Source organism: Sphingomonas sp. 3P27F8 (assembly GCF_005502745.1).
In the GTDB taxonomy this organism is placed as follows: domain Bacteria; phylum Pseudomonadota; class Alphaproteobacteria; order Sphingomonadales; family Sphingomonadaceae; genus Sphingomonas.
Genome location: NZ_SCNL01000010.1, coordinates 102,196 through 125,139, shown reverse-complemented (window position 1 = coordinate 125,139; position 22,944 = coordinate 102,196). Strand labels below are relative to the sequence as shown.

Genomic DNA, 22,944 nt, shown 5'->3' with positions numbered 1-22,944 from the left:
AGGGTGGCAAAGCTTGCTCGCCACCAGCGCGTCGTCATCGCGCTATCGGTCCATATCCTACGGAGCGGCGTGTCCCGCTGCTCGGACGCGCGCGTGGACGGCGTGGAGGTTCGCTTGGCGCTGCGTTGCCTCCTACCGCATTGCCCGGAGCGTTGGCCGCTCGAGCTTTATTGGGATGCGGCGCGCCAGGAGAATGAGATCGGCAGGGCGCAGGGTGTGACCGCCGCGTTCAACGGCATTGTCCGTCAGCTGCGCCGCGCAGGCCGATATGAGGAAGTGTTGGATCAGTGAGAAAGCGTGCCGCCCGCATCCTTGGCTGAGGCACCTCGGGGATGGTGCCCGTCGGATGGCATGGATCGATCCGGCTGACGTTGCCCCTCTGCCTCGCTTCAGGCCTCTACGTCGGCCGCGGTCAGCAGGATCGGAGGCTCCCCGCCGAGCCGCTTGACGAACTCGCGCTGTGCTATGCGGTGAATGTCACTCTCGAACTCGATAAAGACCTCGAGGGCAGTTTCGGAATCGAGCGTATCGCGATCGGGATCGAGGAGCTGCGTCAGGGCCTCGCTGGTGATGAGGAACTCGACGACTCCTAAATTGGTGGTGCCCGTGAAACCGACGCTCTCGCGTTCGGCAACCCAGTAATAGTCCCCCATCTCGAAACGGACGCTGGGATTGGCCATGCCGGCTTACTCCTCGGTTGGGCTGGAAGCCGGCAGGTGCTCTGCCAGTGCTGCGATGCCTTCACCGGTAAAGGTCGTGCTGGAGGCGCCTTCGATTTGGACAGGATGCTCGACCATCAGGACGGCCGCGGCTTGATGCTCTGGGTCCAATCCGCGCCAATCCCGAACTGCTCGCTCAAGGTTGGTGACTTCAGCGACGTCGCTATCGCCGCGCGGGACGTTTTCGAGCGACGCGCTCATCCGCCAGTTGATCTCAGGCGTCTTTACGCTTTCGCCCCAGGTCGCTTCCGTCATGATCGTCTACCTTCTCGCGTCTGGTTCTTGGCGCAATTTCGAATGTAGCCTGACAGGGTGCGTCCATGCCAGTCCGAAGCCCACATTGCTCGAGCTTCAAGGGCCGCGAGGGGCGACCGCGACGATATCGAGCTTGCGCAGGGCTCGCGCCATGCGTTTGGCATCGAGCAGCCCGATGCCATTTGCGCGAAAGGCGCCGGCGAGTTGTCGCTCGGTCAATGGCGCCGATACCTGATCGAGAACGGCGAGTGCGGCGGCGCGCACCTCGGGTGGTGCAGTCTTGAGGGCGTCCAGCGCTTTCATTCGGCCTCGTGAAGGTTGATCGGTCTGATCGGTAGACCAACGACATAGCCCCGCGCCATGCGACTTGCACGTACCACGCCCCGCGGTGCCGGCGACCTGAAGAACAACCCGCCACGGCCGACGCTCTGTGTGAGATTGCCGGTTCTGTCGATGCCGCCCGAGCAGTCACTTGCATCCGCGCCTGTCGAACCCGCGCAACGCGTCTCGAACCGGCTATCTCGACTGGCAACGTAAGGTCGTGTATAACGTACCGTATTGGCCTGATGGGCGCTTATATGAGACGCTAGATGCGATCGACTGTCGCTGATACTCTTCCGCCGCGCGTGAGGCGCAGCTTAACGAAGCTGGGCGCCGACATTGCGCTGGCGCGTAAGAAGCGCAGCCTCACGGTGGTCATGATGGCCGAACGCGTCGGTGTGGCCAAGAGCACATATCTCAAGCTGGAAAAAGGCGACCCGACCGTCGCGTTGGGTACATACGCCATGACCTTCTTCGTGCTGGGTTTTGGCGAGAGCCTCGGAGAGATCCTCGACGCCAGGAACGACGAGCAGGGTCTGTTGCTCGATGTGGAACGCATGCCGCAGCGCGTCCGCAGACCCAAGCCGCCGGTTTCACTGTGAGGCGGACGATCGGCATCCAGATCGGCGACGAAGCCCGCGGTGTCGGATTGCTGCACTACAATCAGCAGGGAAGTCGGGAGAGCGCAGGCTTCGAATATGATGCCGGCTGGCTGGCCGAGCCCAACCGCTTCGCCCTCGAGCCCGCGCTGCCGCTCGTTGCCGGTCCACAATTCCACCGGAAGATCGGCGTTGGCTCTGTCTTCCACGCAGCGATTGCCGACACCGAGCCCGACGGCTGGGGTAAGCGCGTCATCCAGCGCGACCATGCCAAGCGGCGGCAGGACGCTCGCCGCCGCGGTGATGAGGTCGACGCACGCGCTTTGAACGGCCTCGATTATCTGTTGGCAGTCGACGATGTCAGCAGGGTTGGGGCACTACGCCTTGTCGACGAACAGGGGATTGCCCAGCGGGCGACTGAGGATGGTCGCCGAACTACGCCGCCGTTGATCGAGCTGCGCCACCTCCTTGCCGCCAGTCGCGCGGTCGAGACGAACACCGAGACCGCCACTGACCTCGCCTATCTGCGCGGTCGCGGCACGTCGCTCGGGGGGCTGCGCCCAAAATGCACCGTTGTCGATGACGAAGGGCGCTTGTCGATAGGCAAGTTTCCAAGCGTCGCCGACGAACGATCGGTCACGCGAGGGGAAGTGCTGGCGATGCGGCTTGCCCGCCGAGCTGGGATCAACGCAGCGGATGCCCAACTGATCGACAGCGATGGAGACGCGATCGCGCTGATCCGGCGCTTTGACCGACCCAAAGGGGGCGGGCGGCTCATGTACGTGTCAGCGGCCACGATGATCGGTGCGGAGCCAGGCGACGCGCAGGAGCACGCCTATACCGAGATCGTCGACGCGCTCCGGGTGAACGGAAGCAGCCCCACCGCCGACATCGAGGAGCTTTGGCGCAGGATCGCTTTCTCAATCCTGATCACCAACGTCGACGATCATCTGATGAACCACGGCTTCCTCCACGTTGATCGTGGCCTCTGGAGGCTGGCGCCGGCCTTCGATATCAATCCGTTCCCCGAGCGATTGCGCGAGTTGAAGACCTGGGTCTCGGAAGAGGTTGGGCCCGAGGCGACCATCGACGCCCTGATGTCGGTGCTGCCTTATTTTCGTATTTCTCTAGCACGCGCCAAGGAGACGCTGGCGCAAGTAGAACAGGCTGTCGCGAGTTGGCAGGACGAGGGACGAGCACTCGGCATGACCAGCGCCGACCTCGACAGCTTCGCCGAGGCGTTTGAGCACGGGGAGCGCGCGGCGGCTCGAGTAGCACTGGCATGATGCAACACTCGACGTCCAGAACTGCAGCCACCAGGAGAATCCGATGATACGCCTGATCCCCACCGCCGACTGGCGGGTCGGCAAGCCATCCGGCCGCTTCGACATCGCGCCAGCATTTCATACCTCGACGATCGACTGGCGATCTGCGGTCTGGAAGGTCTGATCTTACGACTGCCGCACTAAGATACGCGACCTAGTCGCCCCGTCGCAGCTTGCCAGTACCGGACCGTGATGGAGGTCGGCGGCGCGCGAGAAGGGTCATCGGATCCCCTTCGGCTGTGGGTTATTATCTCAGCCACTCCATTCAACGAGCTTAGGCAGGCGGCGGAGATTGGCAATCAGCTGCCGTCGTAGGATATCGACGGTGAGCCCTTTTAAGTCGGCGAGTTCGTTGAGACAGTCGTAGGCTTGCCACGGCATGAGTGGGCTATCCCCATCGCGACCGAACGGCGCGTCGGTTTCTGTGAGCAAGCGATCGACTGGCATTGCGGCGGCGAGTTCGCGGCCCTTGCGTGATCTCAGCATCGCCGGTCCCACTGAGAACCAGCAACCCAGCGCGTCCGCCCGGGCGAGCTCGGTCTTGGTGCCACTGAACCAGTGAAGGATAGGTACGCCAGAAGTCCGCTGGCGTTCGAGCGCGTCGAGGACCGCTGCGGGCGCACCTCGTGAGTGGATGCTCATAACGCGCCCGCCGGCAGCCGCGCACGCGGCGAGTATCCGGTCGAAGACCGATTTCTGCAGTTCGATCGAACCGCGGTGCGGCGGGCTCCCGTCGATGCCGATCTCACCGACGTAGCGGGTCTCGACTAGAAGTCCGCAAAGGAGCGCGACTTCGTGGTGGCGCTGAGCGACGAGTTCTGGATGAAGGCCCACCGCGATACGCACACGGGGTCGCTTGCCGACCAGTCTGCTGGTGCCACGCCAAGCCTTCGGTGTCGTGGTCACAGCGAGCACGTAGGTCCCTCTGCTGTCGATACCATCGAGCACGGCCGCTGGATCAGGGAAAAGGTCGAGGTGGCAATGGAAGTCGATCAAGAGACGCCAAGCCCGGCGTGGAGGACGGCCAGCTCCGCAATGCCGCGCTCTACGACGCGGCGGTATGGCGCGACGTTACCGAGGAGCTCCGTATTCATCGCACCTCCAATAAGCGCCTCGACGCCATGTCGGCGGACGGTCTCGATCGCCATAGCTACGGATCTGACGTCGTCGAAGCGGGTATGTCTGGCGTCGTTCTGCCCAAGCGACGCGTACTTGTAGCCGTTCCTCGTGTGGTCGGGACGGCCCCAGGCGAGATACGATGCGCGTCGTACCTGGCAGGGGACACACCGTCCGCAGTGCCGGTAGCCGGTTCGCGAAAAGCGACCACAGCTCGTTGATTCATCGACCAATTGGGTGAGCAGTCCCTGATCTGCGCATCCCGTCAGCATTTCGTCCTTCGTTGTGTGGTCGTAGGGATTGTGGAGCGTCACCCTCAGCTGCGCGTCATCGAGCACACTCTGCACAAGCCTTAGATAATGTGGATGGGTGGTCCGCGTGCTTAAAGTGCCCATGCGCAACGGGGTCAACGGCACGTTCTGGCTGATGAAGCCGTTCTCTGGGATGCGGAGCTCAACGGTCGCCCCGTCGCGGTGGCTCTGAAGGCAGGTGGCGGCAAGGACGCCAAACCCCAAGAACGCGATAGACCTCGCTCTCTGCGAGCGTTCCGAAACAATCGGGGGTCGCGCGTGGTGGTTGAGCTGCAGGTGCAGGCTAGCGCTGGCGATCATCGACGCGAAACGCGCCTGGCTCGCGGTGTCGCCCTTCGCCATCTGGCTAACTAGCAGTGGGCTCTTTCCCTCATGCACAGCGTCGATGGCGCCGATCAGGCTGTCCATGCCGCCCGAAAGGAGGCACACCATGTCCTCCTGGCGTGGGCGGGCCTGCCGCGGGGGCACCGGGATGACGCCTCCGCCCACGAACTCCAGGTTCCAAATGTCACCGGACAAGAAGCAGAGCGCCTCGATCATACGGTCGGCCTGCGTGCTCCAGAAACCCGGATCGCCCACCGCAACGGTGAGTGCAATTTCCCGCGTCCAGCCATCGGAGCTTCGCCCGCGGGGAACAGTCTCGTCGGCGGCGACCGCCGCCATGGCAATGGACGTGAAGTCCCAGGCCATCGCACTCGGGGCAAGCCCGAGGCGACGCAATCGGCCGGGCACTAGGTCGCCAACGCGGCCGCGTTCATTCAGCCGGGAATTGGTATAGAGATCGAAGCGATGGTCAGTTCCAGGCAAGCCGGGGGCGGCCGAAGGGAGGCAGGCGATCCTCATTCGACATCTCCGTTCACTTCGAACACTTCGAAGGCTTGCAGTATCGCCTCGCGGGCGACCCGCTCGACGGCCGCCCGGTCGACCTGTCCAGCGCGCGCCCGTTCGGCCGCATACTGAACTGCGACGACCTCGCGTACGTAGTCTTTCATCTCCTGTAGGCGATCGAGGCCGGCGCCCTTGCTCGGTGCCTTGTCGATGACCGCCTTGCCAACGTCCAGCTCAATGCGGAGCGCGACGTCGTTGCCCACCATCGTGGCCAGCACGTGGTCGATCTGCTGAGGGGACAGGTTGAGCAGGTCGGCACCTTCCTCCACAATTTCGGAGAGAGCCCGTGCCGCAGAATCTCGTGCGGCCTCGGCGTCCTGTGTGCCGTCGATGGGCCTGATGGCGTCGACCAGGATATCGACGATCTCTTCCGAGGACCGACCGGCAAGGGCGCCGGGCAGGATGCCGAATTCGGCTGGCAGCGGCTGTCCGTTCGCGAGCGCGTCCAGTGCCTGGTAGAGGGACCCAGCCGTGCGTGCCGTTCCGGCCATTCGCCGTGCCGCGTTGCCGCTGCCTCCCATCCCGGTGCGCGAGTAGTGGCCGAGTCCGCGCTCGAGGTGGCGCCGCCGGTCGTCGCCGCCACCCCCGAACTTGCCGAGCGACGTCCTCACGCCCTTCCATCGCCCCGCCGGTGCCATTTCGACAGGCGGCTGCTGCGGCCGTCCGGGCGGTATGCCCCCATCGTCGTCCACCCAGGGTGGAACGATCGGGATGTCAGGACCGGAGCCGGGACCCTTGCTCGATGCAGAAGTACCCATCAGGCGGACCCCTTGCCGGCTGTCGCGATGGCCCTCTGTACGGGGGTTGAGATCCCGGACCGGCCTGCCAGCGCGGCAAGTACCCGCTGCCCCCACGACGTGGTCGACAGGCGGGGTACGATGCTTGGCCTCACCTGTGCCGGCGGAACCTCGCTCAAAAACGCAACGATGGACCCGGCCGCTTGCGGCGACGCGCTAGCTAGCGACTGCATGGCGTTGAGGATGCCGGGCACGCCCCAAGCCGTCTCCTGTCGCGCTCGCGCCAGCACCTTGTCGGTCAGCTTGGCGATTTCGTGCTTAGGGAGGCCTGCGACCTCGGCGTCTACGATTGGGCTCGCCGAGGTGAGGCGAAGCAGCATTTCCAGCACGCTCGCCGCATCGGACGAGAGTTCGTCTGCCCGCGATATGATAGGATGGCTCTCCCTGCCAACATACAGCGCGCCGCGCAGATCCTGCCCCGCGAGAGGCGGGTCCAGAGCGAGCCAGCCGGAGAGAAACGGTTCGCTCCAAGGCTTGTCCAGGGCAGGCGCGCCATCCTCGCCGCGCGCGCCGGCTTCGCGGTCATTGAGGATCTCAGCATGACCTTCATCGGACTCGTTTACTGAGCGCAGCAGCTCCGCATAGGCATCCTTGTCGCCGCAGCGTTCGAACAGCAGCAGCTTCACCAGCACCTCCTCGTCGACCGTCACGCCCTGCAGGCGCGCCATCGACAAGCGCATCGTCAGTGTGTTGAGGAATCGTTTGATGAGCCGGGGATTGCCACGGATGCTCTGAGAGGTAGTCAGGATGGGAGCGATGCGCTCCGCAAGCGCCAGGCGGTTGGTGAGGGCCGGCGGGCAGTTCTCGATCTCGCCCGCCAAGAAGGCTTTGTCGACGCGGCCCCCCTTCCAGGTCTCGCTCAGGCGCTTGCACACGACGGTCCGCGCCTGCTCCTTTTGCTCTGACGTGAGGTCGGGATCCGCGTCCACGAACAACATCATCAGGTAGGAGCGGACTTCCTGGGTGCCGAGCGGCGGCACGCGGATCGGCAGCTGTATCAGCTTGTCAAAGTAGTTTGTGACAAGGTCATCCGTCAGCGTCACGTCTTCGAAGTGGGTCCGTACAGCCTGGCGGATCATCCCTTCATCGGCGGAATCACGAAGGCGGTGTGCTTGAGGAAGAGGAACAAGCGCATGGCCTCTAGGGTGGCAATCGCCGTTTTCGGCAGGCAGCGGTCCAGATCGTCGATGAGAACCACAAGCGTGATCCCCATCTCGCTTAATGATGCCTCGAGATCGTCGCGGAACGCCTGGATTGCCTTCCGCGGCGTCTCCTCCTCGGCGACGTCGGGCGCGGCTTCGGACGGCTTATCGGCAACCAGATCCTTGCCGCCCTTTAGGGCATCGCTGGCGACGGTCTTCGCCTTCTCAACGTCACTTGCCGTGACGCTGCCGTCGGTCAGGCCGCCGAACGCCGCCATGCCGCCGGCGAGCAGGCCGGTCGCGTGTCCGTGCGTATAGTAGTCCAGCGCCGCAGTACCGACGAGGCCCAGCACCCGCAACTTCTTCACCCGGCCGAGCAGCTTTGTCGCGCGCGTCCAAGTCTTTTCAGGGAGCGTCTCCTTGTGCTCGACAGCATGGTCGACAATTGCGGCCGTGATCGCCTCCATCAATGCGGCGCGAGCGTCGTCGTAATTCTGGTAGAGCCACGCGTTGAACTCGACGAATTTCACGTTCAGGTCGGTGCGGCCTTCAAGGGAAATCCGCAGAAGTTTCATCATCGACGACTTGCCGACCCCCCAGTCGCCCGAGATGCCGATCGAGAGAGGTTCGCCCTTAGCCCCGACGATCCGCTCTGCCGCGATTTCTGCGACATGCGAAAAATTTACGAGGTCGCGGACGGTTTCATTGTCAGACCACATGCGATTTGTCGCCCGTTCACCCTTGGTTCCTCTGGCATATCAACTATGGTCCGCGGACGCTATGCCGGATCGCCGCCGGGTTGAGCAAAGACGGCGTCTCGTCGCGTTGGCTCCTATATAGTGCCCAGCTTTGGTATGCCGGCTTTCAACAGTCGTGCTCTTGAGCTCTGCGGTACATCGCTGTGATCGAACGAGAGCAGCTGGGAATCACGCGGCTGTGCCGCCCGCCCAGAAGGGCAACGCTTTGACGTCGATCATCTCCTGACGCCGCACGCCGTCGAGAATTTCGGGGAAAATGCGAACGGCTGCCAGCCAGGTCGGGTCATCCGCACCGATCTGTGGCAGCGCGAGCTTGGCTTGCCTCACTGCCGTTGCGAGGGACTCTCGGCTTAGAAGTTCAGCCCGCGCGCTTGCAGTTAGAAACGTCTCGATCAGCGTCGCATAAGGCATAATAAAGCGACCGGCGAGCTTGGCGTTGAGCATCTGAAGCAACGCTTCCGATCCCTGAAAACGCGTCAGATAAAGGCGATCGCTCCCTCCCGTTCCGCTATGTGCGATCGAAAAGAGAACGGCGATCAGCTCGCAGAAAAAGCCACCGCCCGATCCGCCGTTCGTCTGCCAATACCGTTGCTTCCAGGCCGACAACGCAGGCACATACATGCGAGCGCTATCCCATGCCGAATGGTAGATTGGCTCGGAAAACGGGTTCTTGGACGTGGTCCCGGGCGCTGTTCGGAACGCGTTCGCCCATTTTATGCGGCCGGCCTTGCAGTAGTCCCTGAGAGCCTCGGTGCGTCGATCAGTCAGGAAGACGGAGCGTCCGGCTTCAAGGGTCAGATCGTCGAGCGAAATGCGCTTGGGCTTCAGGAATCCGCCGCGTGGTGCTTCGAGATGGCAGTCGAACAACAACTGTCCCTTGGCCCTGGATGCCCGCAAGACATCGTCGCCGATGGTGAAGGCGTTGCCGCGTTGTAGGGTGAGCACATCGCGAAAACCCTGCGGCATGGGATCCGACAAACTGCGAAAGAGCCAGACGAGCGAGATGCCTTCTCGATCATAGAATAGCTGACGCGCAACCACTTCTGGCGCGAACGGCTTGGATAGCTGAATCTCGATGGCGAAACGCGCGAGACCCTCAATTTCGAAATAGACGTCTGGCCACCGGCCTCGTCCCTCGATTGTCGGGCGGCGATAGGTGTCGACACAGATGTCGCGCGCGCGCGGGTCAGCCCCGACAAGTTCGGCAACTTGATTGCAGAGCCAGCGATGAAGCGCCGACTCCTGCTGCCCTTGATATTGCGACGCCCGGGCATCGTCTGGACGCAAGTTTGGTCCGTGGTGCCAAGGACAATCATCTGGCGCGTCAGCGAAGTGGGCGAAATAAGGCGACAATCCTGCTAGGGTCGATTGTGTCTTGATGAAAACGCTACCACCGCAGAGCCGGCATCTGCCGAGCGGCTCAGATGGTGTCTCCTGGCGGCGCTTCGTAATTTCGGTGCGAATGTGCTCCCATTGGGCAATCGGCATCGACATGAGCTGTTCGATCGAAACCGGCCCTCGTGGCCAATCGAAGTCGACGATCCTGATCGTACGCTGCATTTCGGGTGGCCGCATGCGGCGACTATAAGTCTGCCGGCCACGAGAGCAATTTTTCACCGCTCTCGTTCAAGAAGCCGGGCATTCGCTTGAAGCGCTGGTAAATTTCGGCGGGGCCTTGCGCGGTCAGCAGCGATTGCAGCGAACGCGACTCTTCAGGCCTCCTCGACTTGTTCAACACGCTTGTAATGCTCAAGATTATGCTCGTCGAAGAGCGCTTCGAGCTCGGGATCGGGTATCGGGTTCTTATCGTAAAGCAACCGCGTGAATTCCCTGAACCCGTGACTGCCGATAAGGTCTGCACCCTGATGCGCCTTCTCGAAGACATACGCGATGTCCGCCGGCGCAAAGCGATCGGCGAGAGGGTTCGCAACATCCGCCGCGAGCTCATTCGCGTCGCCCCAATTCGTTGCCATGGCGTAGAGGTGCGCTGCCCGCGTCACCATCTCGGTCGGCGGGTCGGTTACGCCACCGAGCTGCTTTGCAGTCAGCGTTTCGAGAGCTTCGAGTGCGGCGTCTCGCCACCAAGCAATCTGCAGTGCGCCTTTGATCGCGTTGCCCTTGTTGTCCGATTGCTCTTGAACGAGCCAAATCCGCAGTACCGCCTTCGTCGCGTCGTCGACCTGCTCGCCGGCTTCGCGAATGCGCAGAGCCAGCGCGCCTGCGAACCGGACGGCTTCTGCGATACCGCTTTTTGCCAGCTTCCCGATCGCGATTACGAGCCGAGGCACGACAATCGGTCGATGCAACTCGACCGTCGCCTCAATAGCGACGAGGACATTGGGGTTGGCATAATAGGGGTGCGCTAAGTCGGGCCATCCAAAAGCAAGGTCGTCGACAAAGGCCCGAACGAGCGAATCGCGCGCCGTACCGATCTCGGCACCGCGCAGACGTACCACCGCTTCGCCCAACACTGTAGGGAAGTAGGGCGAGACGACTATCGCATGGAGACTTGCGAGTGCCGCCTTTCCTTGCTTGGGCTGTTGCGACAGCACGTAGGTCAACGCCGAGCGGATATGAAGCCGGGCGAGTTCGGCAGCGGGGGCGTAGGGCAGCGCATCGTGCGAGAAGGTGGGATGCGCGCACTGGTTGCGATCGGAACGCAGCCGGCTTAGCTCTTCGAATTCCTGATGGCCGAAGAAGTCGAACTTGTCGCGAAACTCATCAAGCAGCGTGCGCTCGATTTCGAGCAGCCCCTTGATCGCCTGCAGATTGCCTTGGCGCTGTTGTTGCTGAAACCCGTCAAGCTTGGTGACAAGGGTGATCGCGTCCTGGTCGCCGCCGGACGCCAGACTGCGCAGCTTGGCGATCAGATCGAAGCATACCGCGACATGCGCCGAGACTATCGACGCGCGATAGGCGCCTGCTTCGTAGCAGCGCACCGCCTCGCGAATGTGGACCTTCGCCTCTTCGTCGACGCAGCGAACGATCATTTCTTCAAAGCCCAGCATCATGGCAGTCATCGTCTCCAGATCGGTGCGAGCGAACGGCGTCGGCCTGCCGCTGCGGGAAAGCTATTTCGAATTGGGATAGCGCCGGTACTTTTTCCCATCCCAGCGCCGATAGACGAAGTCGCCGACGATCGCCGCGTTGATCGCTTTCAGGGTTATCATCAGGTCTTTGCGTTTGAAGCCATGGTCAAAGAGCCGATTATAGAGAATTGACCATGCGATGCACGAGGCCGAGAAATGGACCGATGCCGCCGTTGAGCCGAACACCCAACCAAAGATAACACCGGAGGCGATAAGCGCCTTCGTCAGTTCCTCGTCACCCCCGCCGCAGGTGGCCATTACCAGCGCCTTGTTAGGGCCGGAGGCCGGTTTAACGAGGTCGACGAACTCGGACCAGTTCAACTCCTTGCCATTAGTGATCTCGATCCCGGTGCTGTCACCGTGCGACGAGAAGTGGAGGATCTCGAAATTGCCAGCCCTGGCTTCGCCGATCGCGCGCTCGAGCAGTGGGCGTGTGAAGGCGATCCGGTATTCCGTCCTGGTGCCGAGAATACGCAGCATTTCGCCGGCGGCTCGACCGTCGAGGCAGCCTTCATAGAAGTCCTTGGGACGGAGCGCCTCAACAATGAAGACGCTATCAAGTTTGCTCATAGTCGAATCTCCGCCCCTATCGCGAACTAAAGAAACCGGTCCCCGGCATGATCGCGAAATGCCTCATGGTCGCGGACATACTCGCTGACCATCTCGAGCGACTTGTGGCGGCTATGGTCCTTCATCTTGAACGGACTTGCGCCCTGACGTCCTGCTTCGGTCATGAACCCCGCGCGCAGGCTATGTCCTGAGAACAGCGACGGGTCGTAGCCAGCGGCGGCGGCACGCGCCTTGATCACCAGCGCGACACCCTTATCGCTCATCGGCTTGGCGGTTAGCCGACCCTGCGGGGTAAGCTTGCGGAACACCGTTCCGCTGTCGATCGCGGCCGCCTCAATCCATGCCTTATATAGAGCCACCGGCGCGATCCGTCGGCGATCGGGAATGACGACCTTGGCACCGCGGCCTTCCTGGTCCGACTTGGCGTGTGGCACGTGGATTTCGAGCCCCTCAGCGACCTCGACGATGTGCTCGAGGCGGATGGCGACCAATTCCGAGCGCCGGAACGCGCCACCCATGCCGACCGCGAGCAGCGCCCTGTCGCGGACGCTCCGGATGCTGTCGTCTTCGATTGCGCGCAGCATGTCGCGCAGGATGTCACCGTCTGCGGCGCGCTTCTTGGCAGGCGGGCGATCGCGCCCGGCGCGACGAATGCCGCGCATCGCACGGTCAAGAAGCACGTTGCCAACCTGCTCGGTAGGCGGCGGGACGCCCGCGGCACGATGCGCGAACACGATCGCGGCAAGTCGCCGGCCGACGGTGGCGCGCGCGCGTCCGGCATCTGCGAGGTCGGTCAGGAAGGCCGCGGCGGTCTCAGGCGTCGCCGGCAGGCTCGCAAGCCCTCGCACGTCGCACCATGCGACGAAGATCTTCCAGTCGGATCGATAGGCGCGCAGCGTGCCCTCGGCCGAGGCGCGCTCCACGTAGCGCGCGACGCGTTCCTGATCATGCGGCTCCAGCCCAACGATGAGCGGAGCCTGAGTCTGGACGGGCACGACCGCCTGCCTCGGTCGCTCAAACTCGTCTTCGACCACGTCGACCGCCCCTTTTTCCACCACGAATGTTTATTCCGGGAATCGCACTTATCGGAATAAACAAGACCGGTCGAGAACCTTCTGCGGATCGCATTTCCGAAACCTGCGGTCCCCTGCGGTGCACGGCTGAGCGTCGTTGCAACTTAGGCTTTTGATTGCCCCCGTGCCCGGGAAGTGTTAGTGATCCTCAACCATGACATGGTAAGCGGAGAGTGTCACATGACATTGCAGGTGAACGTGACGCCGAACGGACGCATGAGCTTGCCGATCGACATCCGCAAGCGCTTGGGGCTTGTTGGCGGCGGCTCGGTTCTGGTCGAGGAAACCGACGACGGAGTCGTCTTGAGGACCGTCTCACAGGCTGTAGCCCGCGCCCAAGCAATCAGCCGTGCCCTGCTCGAAGGAAAGCCCGACGTGACGGTGGACTCGTTCATCGCAGAGGGTCGGCAATGGCAGGAGTGATCCTCGACGCCTCAGCGGTCCTGGCATTGCTCCGCGACGAACCAGGCGCCGCCAAGGTGGCGACGCTGATTGATGAGGCGCGCATCAGCGCCGTCAATTACGCGGAGGTCGTCTCCTATTATGCAAAGCTCGGCTCGGACGAGCTGGCAACCGCGCGCATGCTCCGCGCGCTGCCGATCGCGGTCGTTCCGGCCGATGAAGAACTGGCGCTCGCTGCGGGGATGCTCCGCCCAACGACCTTGGCAGCAGGACTGTCGCTTGGCGATCGCTTCTGTCTTGCGCTCGCGAAACGCGAAAAGGCGACCGCGGTGACCGCCGACAAGGTCTGGAAGACCATTGCGGCCGCGGTAGGGGTCAAAATCTCAGTGATCCGCTGATGGCAAAATCGATGACCCCAGAGCTCCGGGCTTGGCGCGTCGGTGCCCGCTGGCATCGTTGGGAGCCGCACATTCACGCACCCGGCACCAAGCTCAATGACCAATTTGGCGGCGCAGATCCATGGGATTTCTATCTGGAGAACCTTGAGGCGGCGACGCCGCCGATGCGCGCCATCGGGGTCACCGACTATTATAGCCTCGATTGCTATGAGCGCCTGCTTTCGGCCAAAATGGCCGGCCGACTGCCGAATTGTAATCTGCTGTTCCCGAACATCGAAATGCGCCTCGGTATAGGCACGGTGCGCAACGCCTTCGTTAACGTCCACCTCTTGGTCAGTCCCGATGACCCCGATCACATCGTGCAAATCAAGCGTTTCCTCGGGCGCCTTACGCTACGCGCGCATGAGGATAAGTTCGCCTGCACGCCCGAGGATCTGACCCGCCTCGGCTATGCAGCCGACCCTGCGATCACCGATCCTGGCGCCGCGCTCGCGCACGGCTCGACACAGTTCAAAGTGTCGCTCGATCAGTTGCAGGAGGCTTATCGCGACATGGGTTGGGCCCAGGACAACATCCTGATCGCCGTCGCAGGGGGCAGCAATGACGGCACCTCGGGGGTCAACGAGGCCGCTGATGCGACGCTACGGCGCGAGATCGAGCGCTTCGCCCACATCATTTTTTCCGGTACCCCGGCGCAGCGCGAGTTCTGGCTTGGCCGGAGGGCTATGTCTCCGACAGAGATCATCGATCGCTATGGTGCGCTTAAGCCTTGTCTCCATGGCTGCGACGCCCATGATCACCCAACGACCGGGCAGCCGGCACTTGATCGCTTTTCGTGGATCAAAGGCCAGCCACATTTTGATGCGCTTCGTCAGGCGTGCATCGATCCAGCAGGCCGCGCGTGGATTGGGGCAGTGCCACCGAGCGAAGCCAGCTTTTCGCAGGTGATGCACAGCATCGAGCTGCGCAATGCGCCTTGGGCGCTGACGCCCAAAATCGTCCTAAACCCTGGGCTCGTCGCCATTATCGGTGCGCGCGGGTCGGGCAAGACAGCGCTTGCCGACGCGATTGCGCAGGCATGTGACGCGACTGGGGACCAGCTCGACCGACAATCTTTCCTCACCCGCGCGCGCGAGCATCTAACGGGCAGCACCGTTCGCCTCCGTTGGGGCGACCTTACCGAGACGGACCGCCCGCTCGATGGTAGCTGGAGCAGCGACGTCTCAGACTATCCGAAGGCACGCTATCTATCGCAGCAGTTCGTCGATACCCTGTGCTCTGCGGACGGCATGACCGACGCCCTGCTCGGCGAAGTCGAGCGCGTAGTGTTCGAGGCCCATGCGCCGGAGGCGCGCGATGGTGCGGTCGACTTCCAAGACATGCTCGACACGCGGTCGTCACGGCATCGACAAGCCCGCGAACGCGAAGAGGAGGCGCTGGTCGAGCTTTCCGATCGGATCGGCACAGAGCTCGAAAAGACCAAGGCCGTCGCCGGCGTCCGCAAACTCGTTGACGACAAGCGGCAGACGATTGCCCGTTACGCAGCCGATCGGGGGCGCCTTGTCTCCAAGGGCAGTGAGGTTCGTGCGGCGAGGCTCGGTTTGGTTGCGTCTGCTGCTGAGAAAGTTAGCGGTTATCTGCGCTGGTTCGCGAACCGCGAAACGGCACTGCTGACGCTGCGTGATGACGTGGCCGATCTGAGAACCAACCGCGCACCAGCTACCTTAAGCGCAACCAAGGAGCGCCATCGACCCAGCGGCATCGCGGACGACGACTGGAATACCTTTCTCCTGAATTACCAAGGCGACGTCGACACCCTCCTGACGAAGCAGCTTGAGACCGTCAAAGCCAACGCTCAGAGTTGGCGAGGCACCCCTCCGCCACCGTTGGCAGACCCGCAGCAGCCCTTAATCGCTGATGACGTTGAGCTTGATAAGCAATCGCTGGCGCTGCTCAACGCCGAAGTCGCGCGCCTCACTAAGCTGGTCAGTCTCGACGCCGATACGCAAAAGCGCTTTACGGCATTGACTCAACGCATTGCCGCGGAAGGTGCTGAACTCCAGAAGCTGGTCGACCGGCTAACCGATTACGAGGGCGCAAAAGAGCGCGTACCCCAACTGCTGATCGATCGGCAGGCGGGTTACGCTAGGATATTCGGTTCGATCCTGGCCGAAGAAGCGGTGCTGCGCGACCTGTATGCCCCGATCCGGGCGCGCCTGGATGCGTCGGGCGGGACGCTGGCCAAACTGTCGTTTAGTATCAGACGCGTCGTCGACATCGAGCGGTGGGCAGAAGCCGGAGAAAGTTTTCTCGATCTGCGCCACTACGGGCCGTTTCAGGGCAAGGGTGCACTCCAAGCTCGCGCCGAACGCACACTTGCACCGGCCTGGCGTAGCGGCGATGCGGCCGCCGTGACGGCTGCGATGGGGGAATTCCGGCAGCAAAATCAGGACGAGCTGATGGAGCTGTCGCGGATCCCAAAGGGTACTCATGCGGACTACCGCGCGTGGCTCAAGAAGTTTGCGCAGTGGCTGTACAGCACCGATCACATCGCGGTGCGCTACAGCGTCGATTATGACGGCACCGACATCCGCAGCCTGTCGCCTGGCACGCGCGGAATTGTGTTGCTCCTGCTGTATCTGGCGCTCGACGATGCCGACGATCGTCCCCTCATTATCGATCAGCCCGAAGAGAACCTCGATCCCAAGTCGATCTACGATGAGCTTGTCGGCCTGTTCCTCGCGGCAAAGACAAAGCGACAAGTGATCATGGTCACGCACAATGCCAACCTGGTTATCAACACCGATGCCGACCAAATCATCATCGCCGGTGCCGGGCCGCGCGCTGATGGCGGATTGCCTGGCATCAGCTATCTATCCGGTGGCCTTGAAGACGCAGACATCCGAGAGGCCGTGTGCGACATCCTGGAAGGCGGCGAACACGCGTTCCGCGAGCGTGCGCGGCGGCTTCGCGTTAACCTGCGTCGTTAGCGCCGCATGTCGCGTCTCGACCCACGGCTCGCTCCGCTGATCACGACGCTTGCGGATGCAGGTGCGGATTGGCTCGCTTTCGAGCTGATGGACGGCATACGGCGCGGACGGGAGCGCGAAGAAATCGAAGACGTGCTGGCGTTCACGCGCGACCAAGTACGACAGGGGGAAATCGTCAAACGCGGTAAGGAAATTTCCGCAGAGACGGTACCCGCTGAGTCCATTCCCATGGACGAACAAATCGAGTGGGCGGCGTTGTTTGTAGCAAATCGTCTCGATGCGGCGCTAGCAGATATGTCGGCTGCCATGGGAAATCTTGAAATACTTGCAGGCCCGGTCGACGGCGCGAAGGCCATTAGCGCAAGCGAGCCGATCATTGTGCTCCTCTATGGGGAAGAGCAGCGCCAAGCGGGACGCGCCGATGTAGAATCAGCGCGGTTGGCCATATCCAAGCTCAGGACGGCGCTGGGCCAATGGGTCCTTGAAGCGCGTGGAACTTCGGAAACGTGATCGGCAACGTTCGCACGGCGCTGGACGCGATATTGGGGAGTGTCACGACCCTCCAGAACGCTGCTGGCGCCGGCCGAGCATTCGAGCTGTTCGTCATGACCGGCATCGCGCGCGAGCTCAAAGCACGCGGCTTTGAAGTTTGGCTGCAGCGTTCTGATGGTTCGAAAATTATGCCCGGCGATGCGGATCGGCGCTTCATTCAACGCGGCGGGGCGCCGACTGGCGTAGCCGGGAGCGCGCAGGGCACCAACAACGCGAGCACAATTGGCTTTCGCTGGCGGCGTCGGCCTATCTGGGAGATTTGGAACGGCGTGCAGTTCGCCGGCCGCAGCAACGCTAGCCACGAGATCGACCTCGCAATCGTGTCTGAGAGCGTCGGCCGCGCTCTTCGTGCGCTGCCCGCGGGTGGCGTGCCCACGGGGCGTCCCCGCGTTGCCATCGAGTGCAAGGATGTGACAGCCGCCGGAAGTGTTGACGAGATGCGCGCGTTTGTCGCCCGCCTGTATGATGCAACACTGCTTCACGCCCATCACCGCTATCTGCCGTTCACGGGGCCGTCGCAGGCTATCCATCCGGGAAGCCCACCCGGCGGCATACATCGATCAGTCCTGACCTACTGGCAGGAAAATCGACGCACCTTGAACATCATCGCGCGGAAAACCGGCTTTGTCGCCGGTGCCGCAGCAATGACCGGCTACTACTCGGTCGAACCGCACGGTGGTATTGTCGTTGGTAGCACCAATGCGGCTCAGTTGATGGATGCGGTTACTGACTGGATCGTTCGGCGCGGTTACTGACAGAGGCAGGAGATCGTTCAACCAAACGATCGGTACCGCGATCGAACCCAACATCCTTTTAGCAGGAATCAGCGTTATCGCTAATTACGGAGCTTGGCATGTAATGTTCGGTGGGGACCCGGAGAATGAGTTTTGCGACACGGTGCGCCGCAAACGCTGACCCGTTCCTTTTTTCGATCTACATCGGTCGTATAGGTTCAAGGACACCCTCAAACGTACGTAGGCGGATCCACGATGAGCAATGTTGATCTAGCAGAGATGCGAAGGCAGATCCGCTCGATGACGTTTGAACGCGGCACGCCAGATGAAATCGCACTTTGGCGTGACGATTTGGCGGAAGCGCGCGCGAACCTCGTCATCGAGGGGCTTGCACCGACGGCAGATGACGATGATCTGTTTGCAATGATGCTTGACGAGGGCGTTCCACCGAGATTGATGCCAACCCTTATATTACAGCTTTACCAGCAGGGCAGCCGAAGCTGAGTTCGTTCGTTCAGCCCGCAAGAAGGTATTCAGCCTGAACCGGAATTTCCGAGGGTTCTGCAGGCGGCGACTGAATTTTGGCTTTGCAACTCCATCCTCCTTCCAACCTGCCCGCGATCTTCGGCAGATCGCTCATGTTGCGGCTACAGTCCGCTTTGAGCGCAATGCCGGTTGATCACGATCGGTCGTCGAAAGCACGAACTCGCATCGTTTTGCCTGACATCTACTGAGGTGCGTCTCGCGTGTGGGCATTCCGGTTCGTGCTTTCGCCGACCGATGACCTGCACGCTGCGGGAAGTCGCACACCGAGCGTGGGCGAGACCGGGGCCGCCCATACGACAGCCCCGGTCTGCTAGTACCCTTTCGGGAAACGGACACGCTTGATAAGCGGCCGCGGGTATGGCGTGTCTAGAGACCGTAGGGAAAAGAGCAACTGCCTCGCTGGTGCCTGTTAATCGGGCTTCGATAGAGCAGGTGTGCCACGTGGCACACCTTTCGTCAGCGCGAGCGACGAAGTATATTCGAGCTATGGCAAAGACCCAGCCTACCACGACGAGCACCGCGGTTCGCGACCCAAAGACGGGTAATTTTCAGACTGTGCGCGGTGTAGGTGCGCTCAAAGGCCGCCTTACATTGGACAGGGGCGTCGATCTTACCAAACCGATCGCGTCGCAGGTGATGAAGGCGGCAGATCCCGCAAGAACGCTACGCAGAACCTTTGAGACGCCCTGGCGAGGAGGATAGCGCACGTTCCCGGGTGGACGACAGTGCGAAAGGGTGCGCTGTCGGCACATTCGAGGAATAAGGCGAGGCCTGCCTATCGACCGGCGCTCACGGATCGCGCGCGCCGTGCCAAAGGCTTCCAGACGCGCACAGCGGTCGAGCGGCTTTCAACTTTTAATTGAAGCCTCATGCGCACCCGCATATATCGGATGCAACATGGCCGCCCCCTCTGTTGCCGCTGGCATCAAGGGGCAGCCTTCGTCATATCTGGGCCGGATGCTTCAGCCCTACCCCAAACACCATCTCAGTTTTACCGATCAGATCGTGCCGCCATCGCCAAGTGCGACGGCCGTCTTCCCGACACGCTGGTGAGCTGGATCAAGACGCTCGCGTTCGTGCGCAACATCAGCGCGCATCCCGCCCGTCTGTGGAACGCAGGCGTCATCAATCAGCCGTTGGTGCCCAAGCCGTTCGAGGCACCGCATCTCGTGGATATTGGTAGCGATCTGGAGCGGCGCACGCGTGTCTATGGTGCCGCGGCCGTAGCCAGCTGTTTCGTCAGGCGGATCAATCCTGTGACATCCTGGCCGTCCCGCATGAAGGGGCATTGGCAGGCGTTCCCGGTGATGCCGTTCGCAAGTCCCATCCAAGGCTGTTTCCTGACGGGGTGGGACGCAGAAGCGATCGGGGCCTGATCTACGAGCCCGCGGGCGCGACCTTGCCGGGCACGGCTATCCCCGCATTACCCGGCGCGGCATCCTTTCGCGCCATTGGGACCAAGGTGCCGTCGTCGGCGAGTTCCGGGGCAGGCGCGGCAGCTTCCGCGTCGACCAGCCCCGAAATCGCGCGCCGCTCCCCCGCAAAGCGGGCGAGCGGCGTTGTCATGCTATACTTGACGTGCGGTCGCGATGCTCGACAGATCCGTTGCGGTGTCGATCGGCACGCCGACCTCCTTCCGTTCCGAGTAGCGATCGACGAGCTGGACCGCATGAGGGCGCAGTAGCACAGTGAACCGCACCAGTTCCTCCATCACGTCGACGATCCGGTCATAGTAGCTGGACGGCTTCATGCGCCCGGCATCGTCAAACTCGTTGAACGCCTTGGCAACGCTCGACTGGTTCGGGATCGTGACCATCCGCATCCAGCGGCCCAACACGCGCAGCGTGTTGACGCTGTTGAACGACTGCGACCCCGCCGACACCTGCATGACCGCCAGCGTGCGCCCCTGCGTCGGTCGCATCCCGCCCATCGACAACGGCAGATGATCGATTTGCAGCTTCATGATTCCGGTGATCTGGCCGTGCCGTTCGGGGCTGCACCACACCTGTCCTTCCGACCATAGCGACAACTCTCGCAGCTCGTGGACAGCCGGATGATCGTCGCCGACGTGTTGGTCAGGAAGCGGCAGGGTGGACGGATCGAAGATGCGCGTCTCACACCCGAAGAATTGCAGCAGCCGCGCCGCTTCCTCGACACACAGCCGCGAGAATGACCGCTCGCGCAGGGAACCGTAGAGCAGAAGGATTCGTGGCGGCGGATTACCCGCGCCGAGGCCGAGAGCAGGTCGTTCGATCGCATAGCGTCGATCGAGCGCGGGCAGATCATAGGGGTCGAATAGTGTTCGAACAGGCATCAGGCGGTTCGCGGTCCCAAGAGGATGACACAGGTGCCGATCAGACAGAGCGCCGCTCCACCGACATCCCAGCGGTCTGGCCGCACGCCTTCGACGGCCCCGAGCCAGGCTAGCGATGCGCAGATGTAAATGCCGCCGTAAGCGGCATACGCCCGTCCCGCGGCATCGCTGTCCACGCGGGTCAGGAGCCATGCGAACAGGATCAGTGAGGCGATGCCGGGGGCAAGCCAAAAGGGTGACTTTCCCATGCGAAGCCATGCCCAGAAGGCAAAGCATCCGCCAATTTCGGCAAGCGCCGCGCCGATGTAGATCAGGGCTGTCATCCGATCGTGATCCTCAATGCCAGGGCGGCAAGCGTGACCAGCAGTACCGGCACGGTCAGCGTGACACCGACACGGAAGTAATAACCCCATCCGATCCGCACACCCTTCTGCCCGAGGACGTGAAGCCATAACAGCGTCGCGAGCGAGCCGATCGGCGTCAGCTTGGGGCCGAGATCACAGCCGATCACATTGGCGTAGATCATCGCTTCCTTGATCGCGCCCGTGGCGTGGGTGGCGTCGATCGAGAGCGCGCCTACCAGCACGGTCGGCATGTTGTTCATCACCGACGACAGGACGGCCGCGATCACGCCCGTACCCAGCGCCGCGCCCCACACGCCACCTTGCGCCGTGCGATTGAGCAGCGCTGCCAGATGATCGGTCAGGCCGGCGTTCCGCAGGCCATAGACGACGAGATACATGCCGAGCGAGAAGATCACGACCTGCCAGGGCGCGCCGCGAAGCACCTTGCGGGTTTGGATCACATGGCCGCGCCCCGCGATCACCAGCAGCAGTATCGCGCCGGCAGCGGCGACGGCGCTGACCGGCACGCCAAGCGGTTCGAGCAGGAAGAAGCCGGCGAGCAACAGCGCCAACACGATCCATCCGGCGCGGAAGGTCGCGACGTCACGGATCGCTTCGCCGGGCGCACGCAGCGCGCCTACGTCATAGTCTTCCGGTAAGTCGCGCCGGAAGAACAGCAGCAGCGCGCCCAGCGTGGCGGCGATCGACACCAGATCGACCGGCACCATCACGGACGCATATGTGCCGAACCCGATCTTGAAGAAGTCGGCCGACACGATGTTGACGAGGTTCGAGACGACCAGCGGCAGGCTGGCCGTGTCGGCGATGAACCCGGCCGCCATGACGAAGGCCAGCGTCGCCTTGTCCTTGAAGCCCAGCGCCCGCAGCATGGCGATGACGATCGGCGTCAGGATCAGCGCCGCGCCATCGTTGGCGAACAGCGCGGACACCGCCGCGCCGAGCAGCACGATCAGGACGAACAAGCGGCGACCATGCCCCCTGCCCCAGCGCGCGACGTGGAGCGCCGCCCATTCGAAGAATCCGGCTTCATCGAGCAGCAGGCTGATGACGATGATCGCGACGAACGCGGCAGTCGCGTTCCAGACGATGCCCCACACGACCGGCACGTCGGACAACGTGACGACGCCCGCGAGCAGCGCCACGACGGCACCGCCCAGCGCGCTCCACCCGATCCCGAGGCCCTTGGGTTGCCATATGACGAGCGCGATCGTGGCGATGAAGATCAGAACGGCAAGGAGCATCAGGCGACGCGCTGGCCCGAGGCGTCGACCACCTGTTGTCCGTCTTCCTTCGCGAATGCGCCGAGATGATCGCCCGGCAGTAGATCGAGCACGGCTTCGGAAGGCCGGCACAGCTTCACGCCGAGCGGGGAGACGACCAGCGGCCGGTTGATGAGGATCGGGTGCGTCATCATCGCATCCACCAGCGCGTCGTCGGACAGCGACGTGTCGTTCAGGCCAAGCTCCGCATAGGGCGTGCCCTTCTCGCGCAGCAGCTCGCGGGGCGTCATGCCGGCGCGGTCGATCAGCTCGACCAATAGCGCGCGAGCTGGCGGGGTTTTCAAATACTCCACGACATGCGGCTCGATGCCGGCATTGCGGATAAGGCCGAGCGTGTTGCGCGACGTGCCGCATTCGGGGTTGTGATAGATGACGATGTCGACGGCCACGGGGCGTCCTT

The 22,944-nt window shown here is 62.6% G+C and carries 27 protein-coding genes; 10 read left to right on the top strand and 17 right to left on the bottom strand.

Translation table 11 applies throughout. The features are described 5' to 3' along the window. The first annotated feature begins 3 nt into the window (after positions 1-3). Complete coding sequence (locus tag FFS35_RS13060; RefSeq protein ID WP_137787534.1) at positions 4-291, top strand: hypothetical protein; 288 nt, start codon at positions 4-6, stop codon at positions 289-291. A 98-nt stretch (positions 292-389) separates the two neighbouring features. On the opposite strand, the gene FFS35_RS13055 is transcribed toward FFS35_RS13060, so the two are convergent. The 3 genes from FFS35_RS13055 to FFS35_RS13045 all read right to left on the bottom strand — a co-directional run bounded on the left by FFS35_RS13055 (position 390) and on the right by FFS35_RS13045 (position 1,277). Continuing rightward, on the bottom strand, positions 390-680 hold the full coding sequence (locus FFS35_RS13055; protein ID WP_137787533.1) for a DUF1488 family protein: 291 nt from the start codon (positions 678-680) through the stop codon (positions 390-392). Between the two features lie 6 nt (positions 681-686). Then, entirely contained in the window at positions 687-974 is a 288-nt protein-coding gene (locus tag FFS35_RS13050; RefSeq protein WP_137787532.1) for a hypothetical protein, read from the bottom strand. Positions 975-1,070: 96 nt separating this feature from the next. Beyond that, the gene (locus FFS35_RS13045) at positions 1,071-1,277 is read right to left on the bottom strand and encodes a hypothetical protein (protein ID WP_137787531.1); all 207 of its coding nucleotides are present in this window, start codon (positions 1,275-1,277) and stop codon (positions 1,071-1,073) included. A 287-nt stretch (positions 1,278-1,564) separates the two neighbouring features. Here FFS35_RS13045 and FFS35_RS13040 point away from each other — a divergent pair, with 287 nt between their 5' ends. Next, complete coding sequence (locus FFS35_RS13040; protein WP_137787530.1) at positions 1,565-1,897, top strand: helix-turn-helix domain-containing protein; 333 nt, start codon at positions 1,565-1,567, stop codon at positions 1,895-1,897. A gap of 320 nt (positions 1,898-2,217) precedes the next feature. Beyond that, positions 2,218-3,180, top strand: a complete 963-nt coding sequence (locus FFS35_RS13035) for a HipA domain-containing protein (protein ID WP_249341617.1) — start codon at positions 2,218-2,220, stop codon at positions 3,178-3,180. A 291-nt stretch (positions 3,181-3,471) separates the two neighbouring features. Here FFS35_RS13035 and qatD read toward each other — a convergent pair whose 3' ends face one another. The 9 genes from qatD to FFS35_RS12995 form a co-directional block, all read right to left on the bottom strand. After that, the gene (gene qatD / locus FFS35_RS13030) at positions 3,472-4,215 is read right to left on the bottom strand and encodes a Qat anti-phage system TatD family nuclease QatD (RefSeq protein ID WP_137787528.1); all 744 of its coding nucleotides are present in this window, start codon (positions 4,213-4,215) and stop codon (positions 3,472-3,474) included. Further along, entirely contained in the window at positions 4,212-5,489 is a 1,278-nt protein-coding gene (qatC, locus tag FFS35_RS13025; RefSeq protein ID WP_137787527.1) for a Qat anti-phage system QueC-like protein QatC, read from the bottom strand. The genes qatD and qatC overlap by 4 nt, the downstream gene beginning before the upstream one ends. Further along, complete coding sequence (gene qatB / locus FFS35_RS13020) at positions 5,486-6,145, bottom strand: Qat anti-phage system associated protein QatB (protein ID WP_137787526.1); 660 nt, start codon at positions 6,143-6,145, stop codon at positions 5,486-5,488. The genes qatC and qatB overlap by 4 nt, the downstream gene beginning before the upstream one ends. Positions 6,146-6,291: 146 nt before the next feature. Beyond that, positions 6,292-7,410 (bottom strand): P-loop NTPase fold protein, encoded by a 1,119-nt coding sequence (locus FFS35_RS20515; protein WP_212742210.1) that lies wholly within the window; start codon positions 7,408-7,410, stop codon positions 6,292-6,294. After that, positions 7,407-8,192 carry a P-loop NTPase fold protein gene (locus FFS35_RS20510; RefSeq protein ID WP_212742209.1) on the bottom strand — a complete coding sequence of 262 codons (786 nt, stop codon included), beginning with the start codon at positions 8,190-8,192 and terminating at the stop codon, positions 7,407-7,409. Before FFS35_RS20510 ends, FFS35_RS20515 begins: the two co-directional genes overlap by 4 nt. 207 nt (positions 8,193-8,399) lie before the next feature. After that, on the bottom strand, positions 8,400-9,791 hold the full coding sequence (locus FFS35_RS13010; protein WP_137787525.1) for a hypothetical protein: 1,392 nt from the start codon (positions 9,789-9,791) through the stop codon (positions 8,400-8,402). 152 nt (positions 9,792-9,943) lie between these two features. Continuing rightward, a complete protein-coding gene (locus FFS35_RS13005; protein WP_137787524.1) occupies positions 9,944-11,251 on the bottom strand; it encodes a hypothetical protein in 1,308 nt (435 codons plus the stop codon). A gap of 51 nt (positions 11,252-11,302) precedes the next feature. Continuing rightward, complete coding sequence (locus FFS35_RS13000; RefSeq protein ID WP_137787523.1) at positions 11,303-11,890, bottom strand: hypothetical protein; 588 nt, start codon at positions 11,888-11,890, stop codon at positions 11,303-11,305. A gap of 26 nt (positions 11,891-11,916) precedes the next feature. Next, the gene (locus tag FFS35_RS12995) at positions 11,917-12,924 is read right to left on the bottom strand and encodes a site-specific integrase (RefSeq protein ID WP_249341616.1); all 1,008 of its coding nucleotides are present in this window, start codon (positions 12,922-12,924) and stop codon (positions 11,917-11,919) included. Between the two features lie 219 nt (positions 12,925-13,143). On the opposite strand from FFS35_RS12995, the gene FFS35_RS12990 reads away from it, so the two are divergent. The 7 genes from FFS35_RS12990 (at position 13,144) to FFS35_RS12960 (ending at position 19,961) form a co-directional block, all read left to right on the top strand. Next, complete coding sequence (locus FFS35_RS12990; RefSeq protein WP_137787521.1) at positions 13,144-13,386, top strand: AbrB/MazE/SpoVT family DNA-binding domain-containing protein; 243 nt, start codon at positions 13,144-13,146, stop codon at positions 13,384-13,386. Then, the gene (locus FFS35_RS12985) at positions 13,374-13,763 is read left to right on the top strand and encodes a type II toxin-antitoxin system VapC family toxin (protein ID WP_137787520.1); all 390 of its coding nucleotides are present in this window, start codon (positions 13,374-13,376) and stop codon (positions 13,761-13,763) included. The genes FFS35_RS12990 and FFS35_RS12985 overlap by 13 nt, the downstream gene beginning before the upstream one ends. An 11-nt stretch (positions 13,764-13,774) precedes the next feature. Next, complete coding sequence (locus FFS35_RS12980; protein WP_137787559.1) at positions 13,775-16,753, top strand: TrlF family AAA-like ATPase; 2,979 nt, start codon at positions 13,775-13,777, stop codon at positions 16,751-16,753. Positions 16,754-16,759: 6 nt separating this feature from the next. Beyond that, positions 16,760-17,263 carry a hypothetical protein gene (locus FFS35_RS12975; RefSeq protein ID WP_137787519.1) on the top strand — a complete coding sequence of 168 codons (504 nt, stop codon included), beginning with the start codon at positions 16,760-16,762 and terminating at the stop codon, positions 17,261-17,263. Continuing rightward, entirely contained in the window at positions 17,260-18,060 is an 801-nt protein-coding gene (locus tag FFS35_RS12970; RefSeq protein WP_137787518.1) for a hypothetical protein, read from the top strand. Before FFS35_RS12975 ends, FFS35_RS12970 begins: the two co-directional genes overlap by 4 nt. A gap of 234 nt (positions 18,061-18,294) precedes the next feature. After that, entirely contained in the window at positions 18,295-18,543 is a 249-nt protein-coding gene (locus tag FFS35_RS12965; RefSeq protein ID WP_137787517.1) for a hypothetical protein, read from the top strand. Positions 18,544-19,454: 911 nt separating this feature from the next. Then, a complete protein-coding gene (locus tag FFS35_RS12960; protein WP_137787516.1) occupies positions 19,455-19,961 on the top strand; it encodes an Abi family protein in 507 nt (168 codons plus the stop codon). Between the two features lies 1 nt (position 19,962). Here the strand turns inward: FFS35_RS12960 and FFS35_RS12955 are convergent, their stop codons facing one another. Genes FFS35_RS12955 through arsC form a run of 5 tightly spaced genes read right to left on the bottom strand, consistent with a single transcriptional unit; the run spans position 19,963 to position 22,933 of the window. Next, a complete protein-coding gene (locus FFS35_RS12955; protein WP_137787515.1) occupies positions 19,963-20,151 on the bottom strand; it encodes a hypothetical protein in 189 nt (62 codons plus the stop codon). Position 20,152: 1 nt separating this feature from the next. Beyond that, on the bottom strand, positions 20,153-20,899 hold the full coding sequence (arsH, locus tag FFS35_RS12950; RefSeq protein WP_137787514.1) for an arsenical resistance protein ArsH: 747 nt from the start codon (positions 20,897-20,899) through the stop codon (positions 20,153-20,155). Further along, on the bottom strand, positions 20,899-21,222 hold the full coding sequence (locus FFS35_RS12945) for a YnfA family protein (protein WP_137787513.1): 324 nt from the start codon (positions 21,220-21,222) through the stop codon (positions 20,899-20,901). The genes arsH and FFS35_RS12945 overlap by 1 nt, the downstream gene beginning before the upstream one ends. Then, a complete protein-coding gene (locus tag FFS35_RS12940) occupies positions 21,219-22,505 on the bottom strand; it encodes an arsenic transporter (RefSeq protein ID WP_137787512.1) in 1,287 nt (428 codons plus the stop codon). The genes FFS35_RS12945 and FFS35_RS12940 overlap by 4 nt, the downstream gene beginning before the upstream one ends. Continuing rightward, positions 22,505-22,933, bottom strand: a complete 429-nt coding sequence (gene arsC / locus FFS35_RS12935) for an arsenate reductase (glutaredoxin) (RefSeq protein ID WP_137787511.1) — start codon at positions 22,931-22,933, stop codon at positions 22,505-22,507. Before arsC ends, FFS35_RS12940 begins: the two co-directional genes overlap by 1 nt. Between the last annotated feature and the right edge of the window lie 11 nt (positions 22,934-22,944).

Coding starts and splice junctions, on each gene's coding strand:
- FFS35_RS12980 (WP_137787559.1), top strand. CDS start 13,775: ATGACCCCAGAGCTCCGGGCTTGGCGCGTCGGTGCCCGCTGGCATCGT.
- FFS35_RS12940 (WP_137787512.1), bottom strand. CDS start 22,505: ATGCTCCTTGCCGTTCTGATCTTCATCGCCACGATCGCGCTCGTCATA.
- FFS35_RS13000 (WP_137787523.1), bottom strand. CDS start 11,890: ATGAGCAAACTTGATAGCGTCTTCATTGTTGAGGCGCTCCGTCCCAAG.
- FFS35_RS12960 (WP_137787516.1), top strand. CDS start 19,455: ATGCGCACCCGCATATATCGGATGCAACATGGCCGCCCCCTCTGTTGC.
- FFS35_RS12955 (WP_137787515.1), bottom strand. CDS start 20,151: ATGACAACGCCGCTCGCCCGCTTTGCGGGGGAGCGGCGCGCGATTTCG.
- qatC (WP_137787527.1), bottom strand. CDS start 5,489: ATGAGGATCGCCTGCCTCCCTTCGGCCGCCCCCGGCTTGCCTGGAACT.
- FFS35_RS12945 (WP_137787513.1), bottom strand. CDS start 21,222: ATGACAGCCCTGATCTACATCGGCGCGGCGCTTGCCGAAATTGGCGGA.
- FFS35_RS13055 (WP_137787533.1), bottom strand. CDS start 680: ATGGCCAATCCCAGCGTCCGTTTCGAGATGGGGGACTATTACTGGGTT.
- FFS35_RS12975 (WP_137787519.1), top strand. CDS start 16,760: ATGTCGCGTCTCGACCCACGGCTCGCTCCGCTGATCACGACGCTTGCG.
- FFS35_RS20510 (WP_212742209.1), bottom strand. CDS start 8,192: ATGTGGTCTGACAATGAAACCGTCCGCGACCTCGTAAATTTTTCGCAT.
- FFS35_RS12965 (WP_137787517.1), top strand. CDS start 18,295: ATGAGCAATGTTGATCTAGCAGAGATGCGAAGGCAGATCCGCTCGATG.
- FFS35_RS13040 (WP_137787530.1), top strand. CDS start 1,565: ATGCGATCGACTGTCGCTGATACTCTTCCGCCGCGCGTGAGGCGCAGC.
- FFS35_RS13010 (WP_137787525.1), bottom strand. CDS start 9,791: ATGCAGCGTACGATCAGGATCGTCGACTTCGATTGGCCACGAGGGCCG.
- arsH (WP_137787514.1), bottom strand. CDS start 20,899: ATGCCTGTTCGAACACTATTCGACCCCTATGATCTGCCCGCGCTCGAT.
- FFS35_RS20515 (WP_212742210.1), bottom strand. CDS start 7,410: ATGATCCGCCAGGCTGTACGGACCCACTTCGAAGACGTGACGCTGACG.
- FFS35_RS13005 (WP_137787524.1), bottom strand. CDS start 11,251: ATGACTGCCATGATGCTGGGCTTTGAAGAAATGATCGTTCGCTGCGTC.
- FFS35_RS12990 (WP_137787521.1), top strand. CDS start 13,144: ATGACATTGCAGGTGAACGTGACGCCGAACGGACGCATGAGCTTGCCG.
- FFS35_RS12985 (WP_137787520.1), top strand. CDS start 13,374: ATGGCAGGAGTGATCCTCGACGCCTCAGCGGTCCTGGCATTGCTCCGC.
- FFS35_RS13045 (WP_137787531.1), bottom strand. CDS start 1,277: ATGAAAGCGCTGGACGCCCTCAAGACTGCACCACCCGAGGTGCGCGCC.
- FFS35_RS13050 (WP_137787532.1), bottom strand. CDS start 974: ATGACGGAAGCGACCTGGGGCGAAAGCGTAAAGACGCCTGAGATCAAC.